This window comes from Fluviispira sanaruensis (assembly GCF_004295685.1).
Classification (GTDB): Bacteria; Bdellovibrionota_B; Oligoflexia; order Silvanigrellales; family Silvanigrellaceae; genus Silvanigrella; species Silvanigrella sanaruensis.
In genome coordinates this window covers 1,255,020-1,276,874 of record NZ_AP019368.1, presented here as the reverse complement: position 1 = coordinate 1,276,874, position 21,855 = coordinate 1,255,020, and the positions used below count along the sequence as shown (strand labels likewise).

The 21,855-nt window shown below is 34.1% G+C and carries 16 protein-coding genes and 1 CRISPR repeat array; of the genes, 7 read left to right on the top strand and 9 right to left on the bottom strand.

The genetic code is table 11. The features are described 5' to 3' along the window. Positions 1-71: 71 nt before the first annotated feature. From sufU to EZS29_RS05500, 5 genes are read left to right on the top strand one after another with little or no spacing between them, the layout of a single operon-like run. On the top strand, positions 72-638 hold the full coding sequence (gene sufU, locus EZS29_RS05520) for a Fe-S cluster assembly sulfur transfer protein SufU (protein WP_130607382.1): 567 nt from the start codon (positions 72-74) through the stop codon (positions 636-638). A gap of 33 nt (positions 639-671) precedes the next feature. Then, positions 672-1,421 carry a Fe-S cluster assembly ATPase SufC gene (gene sufC / locus EZS29_RS05515; RefSeq protein WP_130607380.1) on the top strand — a complete coding sequence of 250 codons (750 nt, stop codon included), beginning with the start codon at positions 672-674 and terminating at the stop codon, positions 1,419-1,421. A 23-nt stretch (positions 1,422-1,444) separates the two neighbouring features. Then, positions 1,445-2,896, top strand: coding sequence for a Fe-S cluster assembly protein SufB (gene sufB / locus EZS29_RS05510; RefSeq protein WP_130612792.1), 1,452 nt, complete (start codon positions 1,445-1,447; stop codon positions 2,894-2,896). A 5-nt stretch (positions 2,897-2,901) separates the two neighbouring features. Beyond that, on the top strand, positions 2,902-4,188 hold the full coding sequence (locus EZS29_RS05505; protein ID WP_130607378.1) for a SufB/SufD family protein: 1,287 nt from the start codon (positions 2,902-2,904) through the stop codon (positions 4,186-4,188). Positions 4,189-4,211: 23 nt separating this feature from the next. Continuing rightward, positions 4,212-4,547: a Rieske (2Fe-2S) protein gene (locus tag EZS29_RS05500; RefSeq protein WP_130607376.1), complete on the top strand. Its 336-nt coding sequence runs from the start codon at positions 4,212-4,214 to the stop codon at positions 4,545-4,547. Here EZS29_RS05500 and EZS29_RS05495 read toward each other — a convergent pair. Further along, a complete protein-coding gene (locus tag EZS29_RS05495) occupies positions 4,529-4,861 on the bottom strand; it encodes a DUF4286 family protein (protein WP_130607374.1) in 333 nt (110 codons plus the stop codon). The genes EZS29_RS05500 and EZS29_RS05495 overlap by 19 nt on opposite strands. 228 nt (positions 4,862-5,089) lie before the next feature. On the opposite strand from EZS29_RS05495, the gene EZS29_RS05490 reads away from it, so the two are divergent. Continuing rightward, positions 5,090-5,587: a YajQ family cyclic di-GMP-binding protein gene (locus EZS29_RS05490; protein ID WP_130607372.1), complete on the top strand. Its 498-nt coding sequence runs from the start codon at positions 5,090-5,092 to the stop codon at positions 5,585-5,587. A 5-nt stretch (positions 5,588-5,592) separates the two neighbouring features. Here the strand turns inward: EZS29_RS05490 and EZS29_RS05485 are convergent, their stop codons facing one another. Together EZS29_RS05485 and EZS29_RS05480 are read right to left on the bottom strand one after the other, a co-directional pair. Beyond that, complete coding sequence (locus tag EZS29_RS05485) at positions 5,593-6,987, bottom strand: N-acetylmuramoyl-L-alanine amidase-like domain-containing protein (protein ID WP_130607370.1); 1,395 nt, start codon at positions 6,985-6,987, stop codon at positions 5,593-5,595. 202 nt (positions 6,988-7,189) lie between these two features. Further along, complete coding sequence (locus EZS29_RS05480; RefSeq protein WP_130607368.1) at positions 7,190-7,618, bottom strand: hypothetical protein; 429 nt, start codon at positions 7,616-7,618, stop codon at positions 7,190-7,192. 1,666 nt (positions 7,619-9,284) lie between these two features. Between EZS29_RS05480 and EZS29_RS05475 the strand changes: the two genes are divergently transcribed. Continuing rightward, positions 9,285-10,604, top strand: a complete 1,320-nt coding sequence (locus tag EZS29_RS05475) for an IS701 family transposase (RefSeq protein ID WP_130606299.1) — start codon at positions 9,285-9,287, stop codon at positions 10,602-10,604. A gap of 114 nt (positions 10,605-10,718) precedes the next feature. Here EZS29_RS05475 and EZS29_RS05470 read toward each other — a convergent pair whose 3' ends face one another. The 6 genes from EZS29_RS05470 to EZS29_RS05445 all read right to left on the bottom strand — a co-directional run bounded on the left by EZS29_RS05470 (position 10,719) and on the right by EZS29_RS05445 (position 21,791). Continuing rightward, positions 10,719-11,126 (bottom strand): hypothetical protein, encoded by a 408-nt coding sequence (locus EZS29_RS05470; protein WP_130607366.1) that lies wholly within the window; start codon positions 11,124-11,126, stop codon positions 10,719-10,721. Between the two features lie 935 nt (positions 11,127-12,061). Then, entirely contained in the window at positions 12,062-12,472 is a 411-nt protein-coding gene (locus EZS29_RS05465; RefSeq protein WP_130607364.1) for a hypothetical protein, read from the bottom strand. A gap of 902 nt (positions 12,473-13,374) precedes the next feature. Next, positions 13,375-17,547: direct repeats of the CRISPR family, unit length 28 nt; unit sequence TCTTTCAACCGCTTGTGCAGCGGGAAAC. A gap of 135 nt (positions 17,548-17,682) precedes the next feature. Next, positions 17,683-18,393, bottom strand: coding sequence for a type I-F CRISPR-associated endoribonuclease Cas6/Csy4 (cas6f, locus tag EZS29_RS05460; RefSeq protein WP_172603793.1), 711 nt, complete (start codon positions 18,391-18,393; stop codon positions 17,683-17,685). Positions 18,394-18,401: 8 nt separating this feature from the next. Next, complete coding sequence (gene csy3 / locus EZS29_RS05455) at positions 18,402-19,514, bottom strand: type I-F CRISPR-associated protein Csy3 (protein WP_130607360.1); 1,113 nt, start codon at positions 19,512-19,514, stop codon at positions 18,402-18,404. A 9-nt stretch (positions 19,515-19,523) separates the two neighbouring features. After that, positions 19,524-20,426 (bottom strand): type I-F CRISPR-associated protein Csy2, encoded by a 903-nt coding sequence (locus EZS29_RS05450; protein WP_130607358.1) that lies wholly within the window; start codon positions 20,424-20,426, stop codon positions 19,524-19,526. Positions 20,427-20,429: 3 nt separating this feature from the next. Beyond that, positions 20,430-21,791, bottom strand: a complete 1,362-nt coding sequence (locus EZS29_RS05445) for a hypothetical protein (RefSeq protein WP_130607356.1) — start codon at positions 21,789-21,791, stop codon at positions 20,430-20,432. Positions 21,792-21,855 lie beyond the last annotated feature (64 nt).

The following is a 21,855-nucleotide window of genomic DNA, read 5'->3' as shown; positions in this document are numbered from 1 at the left end:
GCTCATGTAGTGGTATTCCTTTAGAGAGCGCGGTTGATCGCGTTATTATTAAGCATTTTGGAGTTTCAAGGATGACTAACGGTCTTAAATCTTCACAATCTGTTGAGCTCAATGCCCTTTATCAAGAGGTCATTGTCGATCACTCAAAAAATCCTAGATTTAAATCTAAGAACATGCCTTGCCGCTTTTGCCAAGAAGGTAAAAATCCTCTCTGCGGTGACAACATCACGATTTATTGCCAAGTCGAAATGAAAGAAAATATACCAAACCTTTCCGTTGGTTTTGATGGAACAGGCTGTTCGATTAGCCAAGCAAGCGCAAGTATCATGTGCAATTCCATGCAGTCAGTTACTTTAGCTGAGGCTCGAAATTTAATTACTGAAGCTGAAAAAATATATACAGGAATTATTCAAGTTAATTCAGATGATCTTGAACAAGATATTGAAGCTTTACATGGAGTGAGTAAATTCCCCGTCCGTGTCAAGTGTGCTGCTCTTGCCTGGAAAACCTTAAGTCTACTTTTAAATGAAAATTTTGATGAAGCAGGGGTGCCAAAACAAGGCTGTGATAAGCTCACAAATTGTGCACAGTCGCCTTTAAATAAACGGAAATTAAAAATTGTTTCTACAGAAAATTAAAATTTTGTTTTGTTCTTTAGGAGAAGAGTTCGTATGTTAACCATCAATCAAGTAAAAGCATCCGTAGGTGACAAGGAAATATTAAAAGGCATTGACCTTGAAATTCCTGCAGGAGAAATCCACGTTTTAATGGGACCAAATGGTGTTGGTAAGTCAACTCTTGGCCATGTTCTTATGGGCTCTAAAAATTACAAATTAAATTCTGGTAAAATATTACTCGATGGTGAAGACATATCTGAACTCGACACCGCTGACAGAGCAAAAAAAGGAATTTTCTTAGCATTTCAGTATCCCGTTTCCATACCAGGACTCAAGATCTCTGAATATTTAAGAAATCTTTATAATTTACGACACGCTAAACAAGTGAGCGTCTCTGAATTTAGAAAAATCTTAAAAAATAAACTTGAACTATTAAATATTGAACGTGCTTCATTGCAGAGATATTTAAATGATGGCTTTTCGGGCGGAGAAATGAAGCGTTTAGAAATGCTTCAACTCATGTTAATTGAACCAAAAGTCGCTATTTTAGATGAAATTGACTCAGGGGTTGACGTTGATGCACAAAAGATTGTTGCTGAAAGCATTAAACATATAGCAAAAGAAATTGGCACAAGTTTTATCATAGTCACTCACTATCAACGTCTCTTGAACTTTATAAATCCTCACAAAATTCATGTTATTTTAGACGGAAAAATCAATCAATCTGGCGATATGTCATTGGTAGAAGAGCTTGAGCGTGAGGGTTATGAACACATCCGTCAAAATAATTCTTCAAGTCAATAAATCAGCTTGAAGAGGAGTTGCATATGAAAAACGATAAAGATCCAACATTAATCGAAGATTTTGATGCCTCGCAGGTTGATATCCTTGACGACTATAAATATGGCTTTCATGTAAAAGAAAACTATGTTTTTAAAGGGGCAAAATCTGCACAAGGTTTAACAAAGGAAATTGTTGAAGAAATTTCTGCTTTTAAGCATGAGCCACAGTGGATGCTCGATATCCGCCTTAAAGCCCTTGAAATTTTTAACTCTAAACCCATGCCAACTTGGGGTGACACAACAGCCCTGAACGAAATCGATTTTACAAATATTCACTATTTCGTTCGTCCAACAGAGCGGGTGGGAACAAATTGGGATGACGTCCCTTCTGAAATCAAAGACACCTTTGATAGACTTGGTATCCCAGAGGCTGAAAGAAAATTCTTAGCAGGAGTTTCTGCGCAGTTTGAATCCGAAGTTGTGTACCACAGCATGCAAAAAAGCCTTGAAGAAAAAGGGGTCCTTTTCTTCGACATGGATACAGGCCTACGAGAACATCCTGAAATTATTAAAAAATACTTCGCAACCGTCATCCCCGCTGATGACAACAAATTTGCGGCTTTGAACACTGCCGTTTGGAGTGGCGGCAGTTTTATCTATGTGCCTAAAGGAGTGCACGTCGATATCCCGTTGCAAGCTTATTTCCGAATCAATACTGAAAACATGGGTCAATTCGAACGCACCTTGATAATTGCCGACGAAGGCTCCTCCGTGCACTATATCGAAGGCTGTACAGCACCAGTTTATCGCAGTGATTCACTCCACTCAGCTGTGGTTGAATTGATAGCCATGAAAGGTGCTAAAATCCGTTATACAACTATCCAAAACTGGTCAAAAAATATTTACAATTTGGTGACCAAACGCGCTTATGCTTACGAAGATGCTTCGGTTGAATGGGTGGATGGGAATATCGGTTCTAAATTAACAATGAAATACCCAGCAGTTTACTTGCTTGGCCCCCGTGCCCGCGGAGAAATCCTCTCCGTAGCCTTTGCTGGCAATGGTATGCACCAAGACGCAGGTGCCAAAATCATCCATGCAGCCCCTAACACAACCAGTGTCATCACTTCAAAATCAATTTCGAAGGACGGAGGTTGCACGACTTACCGTGGTCTGGTTAAAATCCCTAAAGGAATGAAGGGTTGTAAAAGCAAAGTCCAATGCGATGCTCTTTTGATGGATGACATTTCAAACTCAAAAACCTATCCTACAATGCAAATTGAAGAACAAGAGGGGACTGAAGTTGGACATGAAGCCAGCGTGAGCCGTGTGAGCGATGAGCAAATTTATTATCTCACAAGCCGTGGGTTTTCAGAAAGACAAGCAACCCTCATGATAGTCAATGGATTTATCGAAGAGTTTGTAAAAGAGTTGCCTATGGAATATGCGGTAGAACTCAATCGCTTGATAGAAATTGAATTTGAAGGAGTGGGTTAATTTTTATGACAGTTATTCACTTAGAAAGTAAAAAACTTGCTCTTTGTCCAAAATACCCTGAGGAAAGTTGGCGCAAAACAAATCCTGAAATTTTCTTTTTACCACAAGATGAAGTGCTTAATTTTCAAGGCCACAGTGTGCAAGAAAAATTATCCACTTTTTTACCTTGGAAAATTTCATACAGAAATCCAAAAGATACCCTTGTACATTTGTCATCCTTAAAGAAACAATTTGGCGAAGCTTGTGATGCTATATTTCAAAAAGATTTAAATAGAATTATTTTAGTTGAGATTGGCCATGGAATTGTTGATGTTTATTCATCCGATGCATTAAAATCAACAGTAGAATTTTTATCTGCTCCTTTTGAAGTCAAATCAATCGCTCCAAATAGCGATATTGGTTTTGCATTGGCAAATAGATTAAAAGCAAGCGCACCACATGAAATAATAATGAAGCTTGCAACCCAAGGCAATGAAAAGCCACTTATCATTGTGACAAATCATTTAAATTGTAATTTCTCCCAGATATATAGCACATTTAAGCTTGTACTTGCTAAAGGGAGCCAAGCAGAACTTATAATAGCTGAAGGCAATTCTCAATTTGGCGTATTACGACATACACTTGTGTTGGAAGAAAATGCTCAACTTTCCCAATTGTGGATCAATATCACAACTGACGATGCGAAAAATTCTAATTCTTTATTTGAACGAGAAGTGAATCTAGGAGAAAATTCTAAGTTTATTGATGCACAAATTATGGCTCCCCATGGGATCACACGTGTGACTTCAAATATTGTTTTTTCTGGGAAAAGAGCAAGCGCAAATTCTTCTGCTGCTGTTATCGCAACCCATGGCAATTTTGATTACGAACCCATTCAAGAGCATAAAGTTCCGCAAGGTAACTCACATTTAAATATCAAAATGATCGTTGCCAATCGTGCCAAAAGTGTCTTCCAAGGGCTCGTGATTATCGACAAAGAAGCTCCCCAAACCCTTGCAATGCAAGTGAATAAAAATTTATTGCTCAGCAAAAACGCACGCATTGACGCATCCCCGCGCCTTGAAATTCTGCCTAATGATGTCATGTGTAAACATGGCAGCGCCACTGGTGAAATCGATGAAAAGCAACTGTATTATTTGTCAACTCGTGGATTTTCAACGGCAGAAGCACGCAAGCTTATCATTAAAAGCTTTGCTCAAGAAACTCTCTCGCTACTTGAGAGTGAAAGCCTGTTACTCAATGCAGCAGAACATGCACTTGAAGCAGCACTCAACCAGCTCCCACAAACATAGAATTTAGAAAGAGATTCATTGAAATGTCCTATTTTAAGGTATGTTCTCTTTCTTTACTATCAATTGATAAACCCCAAAAATTCACCGTCGATGGACTGGAAATTCTTTTGGTGAAAGCATTAACTGATAATAAAGTTTGGGCATTTGACAACAACTGCAATCATTCCGATAAACCTCTCGAAAAAGGACGTTGGGATCCTGAAAAAGCAGAAATAACCTGCCCTTTTCACAAAGCTGTGTTTAATATTGCAGAGAATGGAGCTGTAAAACAAGCGCCTGCCTGTATCCCATTGCCTGTTTATCAAACAGAAATTCGCCAAGAAAATAATGAAAATATTGTTTATGTTTTTCTCGATTGAGTAAATTGTTCTGATTTAAAATAAAGACAATAACTAAACACTCGCAAAAATTCTATTCCTGCTTTTGGAAATTTCTCAATCAAACCTTTTCTTAAATTAACAGAGTATTTATTTATATACATATCCATCATTTTTTTATCTTTTAAATAAAAAGTAGCTTTATAAGCGCCGGTCGCTTGGGTTTTTGCAAATGCAATGGATAAAAAACATCCTGTTTGGTAAAGATTATTTAAATGTATATCTATCATAAAATCAGAAAATCTTTTTTCAAATTCGAGATCCTTTAGAATATAAGTGACTTCGTATATGATCATCGATTTTCTCCAAAACGAAATTCTTTACAAATGCGACAACAGGTATTCCTTCAAATTTTAACTGAGATATAAATTTAATCCAATTGTTGAACTCGATCTTTATCTGACTTTTCAATTCAATAAAATTGCCTATAAAGTAGATGTTGACAAAGTTATTCAAGTCATAGAAAGATCATTTATTAATGTTGATGAGTGAGTGAAGCTCACTTTCATGCAGGAGAGTTAATTATGCCAAGTTTCGACATTGTTTCAGAAGTAAATATCCAGGAAGTTGATAATGCAATCAACCAAGCCCAAAAGGAAATATCTTCCCGATATGACTTTAAGGGTAAAAAATATGACCTCAGTTTAGATAAGCAAAAGGCTGAAATGAAATTTTCAGCCGACAGCGAGTCTCACGTAAATGCAATAGCAGATATTATCAACTCTAAACTTTTAAAACGTGGAATTGACTTAGGCTCACTTGATATCGATAAAATCAAGCCTGTCGGTGGGATGATGCTCAGCCAAAGCATTCGCATAAAGCAGGGACTCGAAACCGAGGTGGCAAAGAAAATCACTCGCACTATAAAAGATTCCAAAATAAAAGTGGACACCCAAATTCAAGACAAACAAATTCGCGTAACAGGGAAAAAAATAGATGACTTGCAGAGTGTTATTTCTCTCTTAAAAGAAAAACAGCAAGAGTTAAAAATACCATTACAGTTTGTCAATATGAAGAGCTGATTCTTTTATAAAATATTTTCTAAATGTATCCCCAAAATGGAAGGGACAGCTTGATTTTTTTCAAGATAAGCTCTCAAGGGGATAGACATAACTCGATTACAAGTTGTAATAGCGCTGCTTACATTTTCTGGTTTTTCCATTGTACAAGCATATTGGCCGTCACTCTTAGCATAGTAGTAATAATTATCTGGATAAGCACTTGTTGCATTGGCATATAGAATAACCCAGCACTTATTTTGTCGATTAAAAAGATAATCACCTTCACCACACTTATAATCTGTTACTTTACATTCGCGAGGGTTGTCGCCTTGTTTGGGAGAACAAATCATATCACGATAGATAACTTCATCCTGCTCAAATTCTTTTGCATAAATAACTCCCATATGTGAAATGTTGTATTCAGTTCCAATAAAGTTTTTAATATTCCATTTTACTGGGTCGCGAACAATGCCTACAACGGCAGGAAGGGGTAAGTTTGTTTGTAAATATTCAGGGTCCACGTTTAATAAATGTAGGGAATCGGTGACCGAAAAATAATTTGTACGAACGAATTCTGACGTAAAGCCAGGATTCTTTGCTAAAACTGAATAAATTGAATCGTTATGATTCTGCTTGTCGAAAAAATTTAAAGCTTTTATTCCTAAATTATTTGAAAAAACCTTAATTTTTGCAGCAAGTATATCTTCTCGTTTTTCTGAATTATCAAGATTAAAGAGAAACCATTCATTCCTATTTAGCTCTGAGGTGATTTCACTCTGTTCAATACCATAGAAAGAATTGGAAAAATTTGTTATAAAACCATTTGCTTGATTTATATTTGTCCAATCAGGGATAGTAAAATGATTTCTATTTACGTAATGAATTTTTTGTAACAATCTTTCATGGTCATCTTTTTCTAGCTTAGAGTTATAAGCTCCATAGGATATCTTAACAATATTTTTCTTAAATTCACTAATATTATTCGATTTTAAGAGTGCAAGAATTAAATTCACGAAAGTATAACAATCAAGTTTATCTGTTCTATAAATCGGGGTTTGCTGTATGCAAGTATTATTGTCTTGGCAACTTTGATTTAAAATAGAATTAGCAGTTCCATTCCATTCACCCGTTGCATTAGAGTGGGCGTATTTGGTTCCTTCAAGTTTTTCTGCAAGAAAATTTACGAGTAAATTGTTAATTTCACTATTTGGAATACCATTATTTATGTAATCATTCTGAATTTTTATTTTTTCAGCAATCAGTTTTTCAATGACATTATCAGACTCTTCTATCACTTTTTCAAGCTTAACTTTATCGAGTAAAGTAAATTTTGTCTCAATAGTAAAATTATTTTCCTCACTCGCTTGGATTGGACTCACTATATTTAAAAGCATAAGTGAATAACATAACTTAATATTCAATTTATAAATCCTTTTTTTAAGCTAAACAAAAATATATATTTTAGAAAACTCATTTTTTTCAAAAACCACAAGAATACTCTAACTTTCATAGAATATCTATATATTCTTTTATTAGCATAAATCAGATTATTTTTCAAGCTATAAAATAAAAAAATCCTTGGTATTCATAATTAATTAAGTTCAAAAAAATTACTATTTTTAGTTATTTCCCTATACGCGGGACATGTCTTGAAAATTCAAATATTCCATCTGCAAAATCACCATTTTGCTCACCAAATACCCGCCAGCCTGTAAAAATATTGTCTGCAGGTTGAGCGTATTTATATTCTTGGCCAAATTCTTCTATACATTGTTTTTGTAAATCGTGAACCACGCTTAAGCCTCCAACAATTTTAAAGTATTCTAAATAAAATGAATTTTGAAGACGTTTCATTCGCCATTCCCCTGTCACTATGACCGTTTTATTTTTTAACCAATGCCAATTATCCTTATCTGCTGCACAATACACATAAACTTCTTCTGCATATGCTTTTTGTGTAAGTAAAAGCGGTATAAAAGTTAAAATTAATATGAGTGATAATAAAAATTGTTTAAATTTTGCAGTTAAAATCATTTTTTCAATCAATATCATGTCAGTATTCCTTTTAATGTTTTCATTCAAAATTTCTTAAAAAAATAAATATACCTTCTTCTACCTCGCCACCCCCATAACCAAACACATGCCAATTTTCCATTGCACTTCCGGCCAGTTGAGCAAAAATATAATTTGAGCCAAATTCCTGTATACACAGATTTTATAGCTCCATTACAAGATCAATTCTTCCATTAACTTTAAAATAACGAAGAATTATTGAATTATTTAATAATATAGTCTTCCAATCAGCAGAAACTATGATTGATTTATTCTTCAACCAATTCCATTGCTTTTTTTTTGTTGCGCAATAAACAAAAGCTTCATTAGAAAATATTTTTTTCTCCGGCATTAAAATTGCTTATAATAAAAATATAAATGCAATACTTATTTTCTTAAATTTTATTGCAAAATGCATTATCCTATCTCCTCCTTATTATATAATTTTATAAAAATAAAAATTAGCGGCCATTACTAATTTAAAATATTTATATCATAATTTCATAATATTACAAATTTTATTTATTAATATTTATTTTTTTTATTAATAATAAATAAATATTTTTTTTATATTGCCAAAATTGCAGAAGTGATATTTATACAAATAAATAATGCAGCTGAGCAGGATTTATTTTTTATGGCAGCATTCAGAAAAATTTTGCTGAAACTATGAAATCACCATATATAAGAGTTTTTAGAGAAGCATCCATATATATATCATTTACAGCACAATACTTTTCCCGTCATCAATTTTAAAATATTGAAAGTAACTTTTTGGATCTAAGTATATTATGCGAATTAATAGTTGAAAAATTAGCTTTAAGAATTGAAGAAATAGCTCTAATTTGTTAAATGATTAAAATCTATCCTACAACCTGCTTTTTCTTTTCTCAACTTTTTCCTCACATTTTTTTAAAAATAAGTCCCAATTCAAACCCTTTATTTACTGATGAAAAAGTCATCACTATTTATATTTTTGGAATTTTGCATGGACTTAAAAACGTTAAATCTATTTTCAAGTATATAAAAAATTTCCTTTTCGATTGGTTTCCATATTTGTCTTCCTATGAAGGATTTTTATTTCGACTAAACTCCTTAAATAATGTTTTTTCTGAACTAGTAAAATTTTTACTTAAGAACGACAAATTTAAAATTGCGATTAACTCTGCTGAAAACATTACATTAGTTGATTCATTACCAATTTTGCTTACAAAAAATTCAAGATCTTATAAATACAAGATTTCCAATGACATTTCTTCCATAGGATACTGTTCCTCCAAAGAAACATATTACTATGGATTGAATACACATGATGAAAAAGTTAATTCAAAAATAGTTAGTTCTTTTCGACAGTTAATCGGAATCCTCTTCAACTGGCTAATCGAAACGAGTGGAATTCAAATGGCATCTAAAGTTCGATCCACTAAGGGGCTAATAGTTCATGTTTTAGGACGATTTTCTGCATGTACATTTAAGTACATGTTTATAATTTAACATTATCAGCTATTAACTGGCATAATTTATAAATTCTTTTTTTAAGCTAAACAAAAATATATATTTTAGAAAACTCATTTTTTTCAAATAAATAAAAAATATATTAGTACTACTTCGTTAATTAAAAATATGTTATATTTAAGTCCTCGAAATATTTTTTTGAGGTTGAATCATGAAAATAGCAAATATAAAAGATCTTTCATTAAAAGTTTCACAATTTATCGATGGTTTTAGATCGGTTTTTAAAAGAAATGATAGAGTACATTGGTGTAAAACTTACATATATGGATTGATATTAGATGGCGAGAGAAAATCTATAGGAGCAATGGCATCAAGAATTTCAAATGCAAATGAACAGTCTTTACAGCAATTTGTTAATCAAAGTCAATGGTCTTTTCATGAGCTTATTATAAGTTTAAATAAATATATGATTAATAGACTGAAAATGAATGAATTTATTTTTTCTCTCGATGATACAAGTCTTCCAAAAAAGGGGGATGAGAGTGTTGGTGTATCAAGACAATATTGTGGAGTTCAAGGTAAGATTTCTAACTGTCAAGTAATTGTTACCTTACATGCGATTTCTAATAAAATACATTTTCCAGTTACTGCAAGGCTATATTTGCCAGATGGATGGATTAAAAATTCAAAAAAATTAGATAAAGTAAAAGTACCTTTAGAGGAAAGAAACTTCAAAGAAAAGTGGAGAATAGCACTTGATTTGATTGATGAAAGCATCCAGTTATTCAAAATAAAATCATTAGTTTTTGACGCAGCTTATGGGTGTAATAGAAATTTTCTAAATGAACTTGATAAGAGAAAAATAAATTTTGTAGGACATATTAGAAATAACGAGAAATTTTGGTCAAAGAATATTCCAATAAAAAGTGTAGTTCCGAGAAAACGCAATTTACAAACAAAACTTAGAGATTATGACAATCCTGTAGATAATAGATATAAGCCCCGCTCTGCTTTAAGGATAGCAGAAGAGTTATTTTCAAAAGGAAGTAATATCAAAATAATTCAAATCCGACGGAAAAATGAAAATATAAAAGTAGAATATGTTGCTACAAGAGTTATGGAATGTATTTCAAGACCTTGGCAAAAAGTTGGAAAAGAAAGATGGCTTCTAGTTGAAAAAAGAAAAGATGGAGTTTTAAAATATTATATTTCAAATTATTCAAAAACTTATCCAAAAGATGAAATAATAGAACTCATGCATAAAAGATGGAAAATTGAACAGGGATACCAGATTTTAAAAGAAGAATTGGGTCTTGATCATTATGAAGGGCGTTCGTGGTTAGGATTGCATCACCATATAGCTTTATGCTTTTTAGCATATTATTTTATAAATGAATTCGATAAAAAAAAACTTGAGATCTCATTTTCTGCTGTAAGGCGATATATAAATCGTATTTTTCAAACTATTTTTTGTCCATTTTGTGATAATACTTTTCCTTGCTTTCCTAAGCTTATTTTAAATACTTCTTAGATTTAACGAAGTAGTATTAGAAGCTGTCCAACATGATTTATACGAGCTATACATTGAAAATAAGTTATATTAATCTTATCAAATTGTTATAGAAATAGAAAATATTTCTACCTATTAGCCTATACGAGGATTATAATTATAAATTTCAAATAATCCAGCTATAATATTGTCATCATCAATCCCAAATAAGTACCAACCTGAAAAATAACTATCAGCTGGTTGTGCATATTTATATTTATGACCAAACTCTTGTATACATTGCGTCTGCAGAGCTTGCACAGCAGTATTACCTCCATCAATTTTAAAAAATCTTAAATTTAAAATTTGACTCATTTTTTTATTTCGCCACTCCCCTGTTACTTTTACAGATTTGTTGCTCAACCAATACCAATTGTTTTTATCTTGAGCACAATAGACAAAAGCTTCATCTGCATAAACTTTTTGTAGATAAACAAAAAATGAAAAAGTGAGCATAAATAGCATAGAAACAAATTTTTGTTTAAAATTTTTTTTATAAAACATCTTAAAAATTCCTCAAGATCCTTAATTCTAATAAACTCTTTCCCAATTTTTTTTGGCAAAAAATTTAATAAATCACAAAGAAAATACTGCAAATGAAATTTCTTCGGTCCGCTATTGTTCATCCAAAAATCTTAAATTTTTGGATTCAAAATCATATTAATGCTTTAAACCAGCTTGTATAATAAGTTTCAATTAAAGCAATGCGTGCTGCAACACATAACTTAACTATAGTAAAGAATGATCTTTTAAATTTAAATCACTCAGAACTATTTTCTGACCTTGCGATTTGCGCACTGTTTACTTAAAACAATAAGTTTGAAATAACTCTTAATCACAAATTAATATTAAACCATTGAAAAGTAAAAAACTCTTTTATTAAATGGAAAAATATATTTGAAATATAAACATAATTATACAATTAATAAAATATTATTCATCCAGTTAATTAAATCAAGTGATTTTCAAACAGCATCCAAAGTGTGAATTAAAAAGGGCTAACTTTAATAATTCACATTATATATACCATATTTTAAAATTATTGCAAATTTTTAATAGATTAAATATCTTATAATATAAAAAATATTTTTTTTATATTGAAAATATAAAAATTAAATAACTTATATCAAATTCTAATTAAAATCTCTCATTCCTGCCCCCTCACTCAATTTTAATCTGCAAAAAGATGCCAAGCTGAAAAACTATTATGTCTTTCGCATATATGCTATATTCTTTTCTTTTTTTCTCCATATGCATTATCAGGGAAATACAATCAAAAATTAATAATTTATTCACTTGAAAATGATTAATTCTTGAATAGCTGAAGCATTTTTAATGCACATTTCATAGCAATTATTTTTATGTCAATAATTCATATTATACTAATTGAATTAAGATTATTTCAAATTTAAAAAATTAAATATATTAAATTTTTATACTTATTTGCCAAAGCGAAGACTATATTTTTGAACTTCATATATCCCGCCTATAACATTATCATCATTAATTCCAAATAAATGCCAACCTGAAAAAAAATTATCCGCTGGCTGTGCGTATTTATAACTTTGACCAAACTCATTTTTACATTGATTTTGTAAAGATTTAATAGCATTATAACCACCATCAATTTTAAAATATCTGAGTGATGTAATAGGATCTAATTTTTTATTTCGCCACTCACCTGTTACTTTGACAGATTTATTGCTCAACCAATGCCAATAGTTTTTATTATGGGCACAATAGACAAAAGCTTCATCGGCATAAGCCTTATGCTGATATAAAAAAAATGAAAAAGTCAGCATAAATAGCTTGGATACAAATTTTTGCTTTAAATTTTTTTTAAATAGCATATTAAATTCTCCTTAAAATAAACCTAAAAATGAATTTCTTTATTACAATTACGCAATGAATTTCTTTAATTGACATATTTTTATTCATTATTTGAATAAATTTTATTTAAATAAATAAAATTTAGAAAAGATTATCTAAGCAAATTATTTCGATTTTTCTGCTCATTCCAATGTCAGATTTTTGTTGAAAAAAATCTAAAAATGTTTCTATTTGCTTCCATTAAATTGATGCTAAAAGTTACAAATATTCTTGAATTCTATCAAAAAATCAATAATCACACTCCTTTTATATTGCCAAATAAAATAAAAAATTAAGCCGCCTTTTACTAATCCAAAATATTAATATCACATTCTCAAATTATTACAATATTTTTTTATAATTATAAAAATATATAAAAAATATTTTTTTTATATCAAAAAGATAAAATAATAAAATACAAACTAAAAAATAATATCCATTCATTGAGAATTATCCGAAATTTAATCACAAGCCTTTTTCTTAATCTCATAGTAAACATTGTTCATGCTGTTTGTGAAATAATAGAAGATTTACATATCAAAAAAGTGATCAAATTCTTATACAATTGCCATAGCTCTCTCTTATTCCTTCTACACTGACAGCATTTTGATCCACAAAAAGATGCTAGCACGTCAATCAAGTGTCCGCAGATTGTGCATATTTATAATCTTGTCCAATTTCTCTTTTGCGATTGTTCTGTAAGCTTTAAGATCACCCTTAATTATAAAATATCTTTCGCAAAGTAAAAAATGAAATTGAAATAGATATTGTGATTAAAACTCTAGCCTCTTTCTCATATACTGAAAAGATAGTGCATCCAAACTTTCAACCGCACTTATGTAACGGGAAACTAATTGCACGAAGCCAATTCGACATTGCTAGTTCTTTCACACGCTTGTGCAGCGGGAAACGAATTAATGTAAGAGCTAATCTTGCAAGCACTTCTTTCAACCGCTTGTGCAGCGGGAAACAACAATTATATCAAGACAAAGATTTTTTCGAATCTTTCAACCGCTTGTGCAGCGGGAAACCAATTATTTTTTTTACTATTGGTCTTCTTGTATCTTTCAACCGCTTTTGCAGCGGGAAACCCCATCTAATTATTGTTTTTTGTGACCTTAATTCTTTCAACCGCTTGTGCAGCGGGAAACAATTATCAATAATAAATTAAGATTATTTTTTTTCTTTCAACCGCTTGTGCAGCGGGAAACTATCATTAGCAAATTTTTATTACTTTAAAGATTCTTTCAACCGCTTGTGCAGCGGGAAACATATGAAAAAAATGGGTGCTCCTATTCTACATTCTTTCAACCGCTTGTGCAGCGGGAAACTTAGTATAGGGTCATCGATTTGAAGAATTTTATCTTTCAACCGCTTGTGCAGCGGGAAACTGTAACAGAGCCAATACCGACCGCTTTATAAGTCTTTCAACCGCTTGTGCAGCGGGAAACGGGATTTAGTTAAACTAAATAATGACTCAATTTCTTTCAACCGCTTGTGCAGCGGGAAACTACCTAGATCTAAAGCGATTAAGTTTTCTTCTTCTTTCAACCGCTTGTGCAGCGGGAAACTTAGTAAATTGTTACATGTACGAACCCGAAGATCTTTCAACCGCTTGTGCAGCGGGAAACATCCGCACAGATGGGCAGGGCTTGGGCGTAGATCTTTCAACCGCTTGTGCAGCGGGAAACTCAAGGCGATCAACTCTCAGGTTGTCTGCTTTTCTTTCAACCGCTTGTGCAGCGGGAAACAAGTTCATAGTGAACAAAGCAATCCTAAAAACTCTTTCAACCGCTTGTGCAGCGGGAAACACTCAATGTATAAACAGGCAAATTGTCAGTAATCTTTCAACCGCTTGTGCAGCGGGAAACTAGTATCTACTCAAGCCTTCGCGGCACCTGCATCTTTCAACCGCTTGTGCAGCGGGAAACGAACTATTCGAAAAATTCTAATAGTTCACTTGTCTTTCAACCGCTTGTGCAGCGGGAAACGGCTAATAAATAGCCAGCTAAAAATTGAAGTATCTTTCAACCGCTTGTGCAGCGGGAAACACACACATAACTATGCCCACACTCACGAAGTCTCTTTCAACCGCTTGTGCAGCGGGAAACGTGTATTGTTGTGATTAATTATTAAAGGATATTCTTTCAACCGCTTGTGCAGCGGGAAACGTATGTTTATTTATGTTATATGACACGTTAGTTCTTTCAACCGCTTGTGCAGCGGGAAACCTCGGATGCGAGGTAATATATAAACAGAGCGATCTTTCAACCGCTTGTGCAGCGGGAAACTCGTAGTATGTAGCATAGACTTTGGATAAAATATCTTTCAACCGCTTGTGCAGCGGGAAACGAAACTCGGAATATCCCATTTTGAGCGTTGTGGTCTTTCAACCGCTTGTGCAGCGGGAAACTAAAAAAGTTTGACTCGGGGCTTGACTTTATTTCTTTCAACCGCTTGTGCAGCGGGAAACATAGTGGGATAATTAGGACTAAATGCTAGTTCTCTTTCAACCGCTTGTGCAGCGGGAAACCCTCTTCTATCATTCCTTAAATTTTCGTTTCATCTTTCAACCGCTTGTGCAGCGGGAAACCTTTTAACTCTTTTCTTTGTTCTTTTGTTCTATCTTTCAACCGCTTGTGCAGCGGGAAACCTAAACGTCATGCAACCCCCTCAGAATTCTTGTCTTTCAACCGCTTGTGCAGCGGGAAACAATTGCGGAGACGAACCATCCCTACGTGCATATCTTTCAACCGCTTGTGCAGCGGGAAACCGTCTATATCAATTTCTGACAATCGTCTTTTTTCTTTCAACCGCTTGTGCAGCGGGAAACACTCTACCAACACCCCTACTACCCTTCTTTAATCTTTCAACCGCTTGTGCAGCGGGAAACGCTTCAATTTCAAGTTTATTCCGTGCTTTTATTTCTTTCAACCGCTTGTGCAGCGGGAAACTTAGGTTTGTGTGTACTAATGGATTGATTAAATCTTTCAACCGCTTGTGCAGCGGGAAACTGCTCTTTACAAAACACTCTGGATATGAAGGATCTTTCAACCGCTTGTGCAGCGGGAAACACCCACCCTGTGAGCTTCCGTGGCGGCCTATATCTTTCAACCGCTTGTGCAGCGGGAAACAACCTAAATTTTAAAGTTTCCCTACATCCGTATCTTTCAACCGCTTGTGCAGCGGGAAACTGAAGAGACGAAATCATGCAGTATTGAATTATTCTTTCAACCGCTTGTGCAGCGGGAAACAGTTTGGGGTTAGAACCGTTCTCCCCAAGATTTCTTTCAACCGCTTGTGCAGCGGGAAACAATCTCCTGACGTTATAGTAAGTTTTCAATGATCTTTCAACCGCTTGTGCAGCGGGAAACAAATAAAGAATATTATCAAGACTATGAAAACATCTTTCAACCGCTTGTGCAGCGGGAAACTTTGATTTATCCATTTTCCCATCTTTTGATGGGTCTTTCAACCGCTTGTGCAGCGGGAAACTATTTTTATCTTCGGGATTATCAGCGCCTACATCTTTCAACCGCTTGTGCAGCGGGAAACTTTGTCAGATGTTAATTGATCACCTGTCCGAATCTTTCAACCGCTTGTGCAGCGGGAAACTCTGTCTCGCCCCTCGTGGGCGGTAGTAATTTTCTTTCAACCGCTTGTGCAGCGGGAAACTACTTTTGAAAAGGATCCAAATTTATTTACTTTCTTTCAACCGCTTGTGCAGCGGGAAACTAATTTATTCGAGCATTTATGAGTGAAAATGATCTTTCAACCGCTTGTGCAGCGGGAAACACAAAGGCAAACCATCGCAATATTATTTCGTGTCTTTCAACCGCTTGTGCAGCGGGAAACTTTCTACTGCCGCAGTGTCAACATATGAGACTTCTTTCAACCGCTTGTGCAGCGGGAAACGGAGCTGAGCAAATGCAAATTGATTCTGTATGTCTTTCAACCGCTTGTGCAGCGGGAAACTTAGATTTTGAAGTTCTCGCTAAATCTGTAATTCTTTCAACCGCTTGTGCAGCGGGAAACAAGTGCAATATTGTCAGGTACTTTTATATGTTTCTTTCAACCGCTTGTGCAGCGGGAAACACGCAAGGGCAAACATGAGGCTGACATGTCTATCTTTCAACCGCTTGTGCAGCGGGAAACTCCTTACCCCTGCAAGATCCACTATTTGGGGATCTTTCAACCGCTTGTGCAGCGGGAAACTTTTTATTTCTGCATATTTAAGTTTATCGCAATCTTTCAACCGCTTGTGCAGCGGGAAACTGTTTTATCCCTGAGCTTAATTGTCCCATATTTCTTTCAACCGCTTGTGCAGCGGGAAACAAAATAAACACCAAGACGAGAGAGGCGATTTTTCTTTCAACCGCTTGTGCAGCGGGAAACAATAAATCACTACCTCCCCCGCCTCCGGTTTCTCTTTCAACCGCTTGTGCAGCGGGAAACTCACAAAAAACAATTGTGCGTTGGGAGTTCGATCTTTCAACCGCTTGTGCAGCGGGAAACGAATATTCCTAAATCTTTTCCTACAATTTTTTTCTTTCAACCGCTTGTGCAGCGGGAAACAAAATTAGTGACAAATGCGAATTGGCCAAAATTCTTTCAACCGCTTGTGCAGCGGGAAACATTATAGTAACAAATAGTGCGGCTGTTCCTACTCTTTCAACCGCTTGTGCAGCGGGAAACAAATTTTGATATTGGGCCAATGCAGATAAATTTCTTTCAACCGCTTGTGCAGCGGGAAACCCAATCTTTTTGTCCTTTTTTCACATTCCCAATCTTTCAACCGCTTGTGCAGCGGGAAACAACTACTTCAACACATCGCACATGCTATAATTTTCTTTCAACCGCTTGTGCAGCGGGAAACGATTTAGTATCAGTTATCACAGAAGGTGTGGTTCTTTCAACCGCTTGTGCAGCGGGAAACTCCAACGGCCATAAAAGTTTTGTCTGTAAATATCTTTCAACCGCTTGTGCAGCGGGAAACGAGGGCTTAGAAGAGAAAACCCCTCAGACTGATCTTTCAACCGCTTGTGCAGCGGGAAACAGCAAATTTTTGCTGCAAGACCTTAGTCATAAAAGGAAAAGTTTGAAATTTCAAGCAATGAGCCTTCAAATTTTCTCAACAACACTTTTCCTTGTAATTATATTATGTTATCAAATAACATGTAAAAGGAAGGTTTTATTGCAGAGAAATGCCTTGGAGAGAATTTTCCTTGGCAAGCCCATAGCTATTCCAACGTGTTTGTTCATTAATAAACTCGTTTACAGCTAAAGACTGGACATAAAGCACAATATTTCTACTACGCTTTTTATCATTTTGATCTTTTTGATTGCTAGGCTTAGTTTCAATTCCATGTACAATATCAGAATTTATTTGCGCCATTTTTTTATTCACTAAAAATTCTCGATAGTTTTCTGCAGTCGGCTTAGAAGTTGCTGCTGAATCTTTAAGACGTTTTTCAAAACGTCTTAATTTCCGCTGCACAGTGGCGTCGGACAATCTTTCGTGCATACGCGTACGCTTAAAGCAAACTGCTTTGTTACTTTCTTTTTCGTTAAACTGTAGAGGGGTTTCTGGAGAAAAATGAATAACCTCTGCTGCCAATCCATTCATTATCCATTTTTCATTTTCGAGTTTTTTTAAATCGTTACTTTGTCCAACCAAACGAATTGTGTCACCACAAGAATATTTTGACCAATGTGGAAAATAAACACCAAGACGAGAGAGGCGATTTTCTGATTTATAAATATTTATATTTACATTTTCTTCATGATTAATATCCAAACACTGAGTTGCAATAAAACCATGAATTTGCCGCATTAAAAATTTAAAATTTCCACTTTTTATCGCACTCAATCCAAGCAATTGAATATCTCTATAGAAAAGCATGAGACACCTCATCCATTGTCATTATCATCGCCTTTATCTTTGTTTTTATCTTTTTTATCATCTTCTTTCATACCAAACACACCACCACGTATAAGACAGCTCATCACATGATGAATATGGCTCCCTATATCCAAAACTCCTTTCGCATTTTCAACCTCAGCTTGTAATTTCTCCAATTGTTTTAGTTGCGAATAGAGATCATTTTTACTATCACTGCGCACAGTGCGTTGTTGAGAAGAGATATATCCTAAAGGCTCCACAGCAATTGGATAAACATCTTCACTTTCAGACGACCACCAGTCGTCGATGGTACGCAAAGCATTGCCGACTTTTTGTGAATGCAAAGCTGCATGACGAGGTGAATCCTCCGTCGGAATGGAATAGAGATACTTTGTTTTTTTAGGTTTATCAGAAGAACTCATTTCTTTTTCAGCAAATTCTTGGGAAGGCCAAACTTCTTCAAGTTCATTCTTTACGAACTCACCATCAATCTTTAAGCGAAGTACAGATTTCCCAGCAAGTGCACTTGTAAACTTATCCAATAAATTTTTTCCATCACTGGTTTTTAAAAAATCTTGAAATGCAGCTGGACTTTCAATTTCGTGAGAATTACAAACCAATGGATTTTTTTTATCTCCATTTAAAGTAACAGTTACTTTAGCAAAGCTATCTAAGTTTCTCCAACCCCATTTAGCGAGGAAAATTTGGTGCAAGTATTTTGATGCCAAATAGCTATAGCCACCTTTTTCTGCATAGGATTTTGCCAATTTTTTCAGTGTATTTTCATAAGTAATATTATTACATAGAAAAGGTGACATGCTATTGCCAATTACTTTTAGACCAAAGGATATTTTAAGAGCTTTTGAATTTTGTGGCATGATAGCATAATCGAGGGACTGAATATTTGCAGCCTCTGTATTTTTTTCATTCTGTCCTGTCGCACTTGCATAGTCAGAAATTGCACCCTTAATGATAGTTTCTTGAAGTTCGATAGGGACTTCTTTTTCATTATTGAGGGATGCAAACATAAGAGCTGGAGTGCTTTCAAGCGATTTTGAGTAAGCTAAAACTGTTGGAATATTTTTCAATTCTGCATTTACTTCTTTTTTTGCTTTTGACATAAGTTCTCCTTAATTTTTGCAATAAAAAATAGAATAATATTCTTGATCAATATGGCATTGATAAGTCCAATTCGTCTGCGACCATATCTTTTCAAAATCTCTAATCATAACAGTTGAAGGAATGCTTTTTCCCAAAGTAAAATAACTTTCTACATAAAAATGTTTCTCAGCAAAAGGAACACGTTTGCCGCCCTTATTCTCAATTGAAATATAGCCTACATTTAAAGGAAAATAGCGTTCATACTGAATATAATTAATACCAAGATCATTAAAAAGTTCTTTTTTTACCTCAATTTTACCCATTTCAGTTAAAGCTAAAATACTATCCAATGCATCTTTACGAATAGTAACTTGTGCTTCTTTTTCCAATTCACTCTCTTCAGCATGCAAAACACTTTCTAGCATACTTGAGGCATCACAGAAAAAATAAAATGTCCGACTCACTTTTCTTAAAAGTGGTTTTGCATCGCTATCAAAATAAACCTGAGGTTCATTCGCTAAAACCCCACCACATAATCTCAAGTCAGCAAAGACAATTTCATTTTCAGCAAAATATTTTTTCAATCCTTCGTTACTTAAGTCGGAATCCGTCTGAAATTGAGCAATGATAATAATTTCAAAATCCATGCTTTTTGTATCAACTGTGCTCGCTGCATTGGGATTTTTCGATGAAGCCAAATCTTTATGATACGGATTGAATTTTGGATGATTATAATTTAAAAAATAATTTCTAGAATTTAAAGCAAAAGAAAAATTGGTGAAATTTATTTTTAAATTTAAAAATTTTAAACTATTCAACTCGAGCTTATGCAAAAATCCATACAAGCCAATCACGCTTGGCGAACCAAGAATATGTGTATTGGGCATTGCTTGGGCATCATGCACTTTTGCTTTGATGAAGATATAACCCACTTTCTACCCCTTTAAATTATTTTCCCACATTTCCTTCAACACGCTTTTAAGAAAGTTTTTGTCCATTTTATTCATGTATTCGTCCAATTCATTATTCTTAAAGTATTTTTGCAATTTTTCTATAGAATTCATTGACAAATATTTCGCTAAATCTCTTATTTCTTCTTCACTCAAATTCTTCTCAGCTAAAAAATTAATTTCGAGATTATGAATTTTTTTGAATTTATTTTCTAAAAATAATTTTCGCTCTTTTACTTCAAGTTCTCGCACAGAAAATATTGCATCAGAAACTGCATTTTCCAATAAAAGATTCAACTCTTCTAGAATTGTTTTACCGTATTTTATCCAGTGCCCACCGCTTGAGGTTAAAACATCCAATTCTTTCCATGAGCTCTTTGCTATTTCTGAAAAACTAAAATCAAGCAAGAATGATTTTTTTCGCCAAATGTCTGAACTTTGTCTTGAAAATAAAGGAGAATAAATGAGTGGAACTCTTCCAGCAGAAGCACTGACGAAATCCCCTGCATTTTGTGGATTGGAGCCACCCACTTTAAAAACCCTTTGCATTCTAAAAAAAGTTTTTTCTTCGTATTTTTCAGCTTCGACCTTCCCAGATTTTAAATACTTTTGTTTACTGAGGAGAGGGTTTAAATAGGATTTTCTAATACGGTCTTTAATCGCATGTGACACAGGTAAAGATGCCACGGGGGATAATGCAACATACTGACCATCACCTGTGGGGAAACGCAATAACATATCACCATGGCTATTGGGCACACCTGAGTTAATTCTATTGTGTACGATTTCAGTATATTTCTCATAACTTTCAGGCGGAAAATAAAGTTCAAATGCCTGTTTAAAATAAACAGAGTATTTATGTTCTGGATAAATAAGTGAGTCTAAAAGACAAAAGTTCTCCCCTTCGAATTTATAAGGCCGCACGAGAAGTTTTATCTGCTTTGAATATGCTGAGACATTTAAATTATAATAAGGACTGCGTGCTGGATGAATAGTACGCGAGCACACATAAGGATATTTTTCTTCAGCCAATGATCCTACAATCTTCGGCACAAACGCACTTTTACTACAATGTGTCGCTGGGATCTTTGCATTGTGTGTGATGAGAGAGTCGTTGATCGCAGATTTAAACTTATCTTCCATATCTGCGAATAAATCTTTAATCGAAGTTAAATCTATTGCAGCAAGATTAAAAATAATTTTAATGTCGTCTGCAATATGATTCGGAATATCTAAAAGTTCAACTGCTTTGGGCTCTGTGAAGACATCCAATTTTTCTTTTTCTTTTTTGACTGTTTTTAGTTTAGCTGGTAATTTTTCTTTTTGATCTTTAGGTATTTTTTTCAAATTTTATCTCCATATGCGGGTTGATAAAAAAGAATGGCTATTTTCACAATGACAATATACTGTT

Bases quoted from the DNA above. Each gene is read 5' to 3' on its own strand.
- sufC (WP_130607380.1), top strand. From the start codon at position 672: ATGTTAACCATCAATCAAGTAAAAGCATCCGTAGGTGACAAGGAAATA.
- cas6f (WP_172603793.1), bottom strand. From the start codon at position 18,393: ATGCTTTTCTATAGAGATATTCAATTGCTTGGATTGAGTGCGATAAAA.
- EZS29_RS05505 (WP_130607378.1), top strand. From the start codon at position 2,902: ATGACAGTTATTCACTTAGAAAGTAAAAAACTTGCTCTTTGTCCAAAA.
- sufB (WP_130612792.1), top strand. From the start codon at position 1,445: ATGAAAAACGATAAAGATCCAACATTAATCGAAGATTTTGATGCCTCG.
- EZS29_RS05490 (WP_130607372.1), top strand. From the start codon at position 5,090: ATGCCAAGTTTCGACATTGTTTCAGAAGTAAATATCCAGGAAGTTGAT.
- sufU (WP_130607382.1), top strand. From the start codon at position 72: ATGACTAACGGTCTTAAATCTTCACAATCTGTTGAGCTCAATGCCCTT.
- EZS29_RS05475 (WP_130606299.1), top strand. From the start codon at position 9,285: ATGAAAATAGCAAATATAAAAGATCTTTCATTAAAAGTTTCACAATTT.
- EZS29_RS05495 (WP_130607374.1), bottom strand. From the start codon at position 4,861: ATGATCATATACGAAGTCACTTATATTCTAAAGGATCTCGAATTTGAA.
- EZS29_RS05480 (WP_130607368.1), bottom strand. From the start codon at position 7,618: ATGATATTGATTGAAAAAATGATTTTAACTGCAAAATTTAAACAATTT.
- EZS29_RS05465 (WP_130607364.1), bottom strand. From the start codon at position 12,472: ATGCTATTTAAAAAAAATTTAAAGCAAAAATTTGTATCCAAGCTATTT.
- csy3 (WP_130607360.1), bottom strand. From the start codon at position 19,514: ATGTCAAAAGCAAAAAAAGAAGTAAATGCAGAATTGAAAAATATTCCA.
- EZS29_RS05470 (WP_130607366.1), bottom strand. From the start codon at position 11,126: ATGTTTTATAAAAAAAATTTTAAACAAAAATTTGTTTCTATGCTATTT.
- EZS29_RS05500 (WP_130607376.1), top strand. From the start codon at position 4,212: ATGTCCTATTTTAAGGTATGTTCTCTTTCTTTACTATCAATTGATAAA.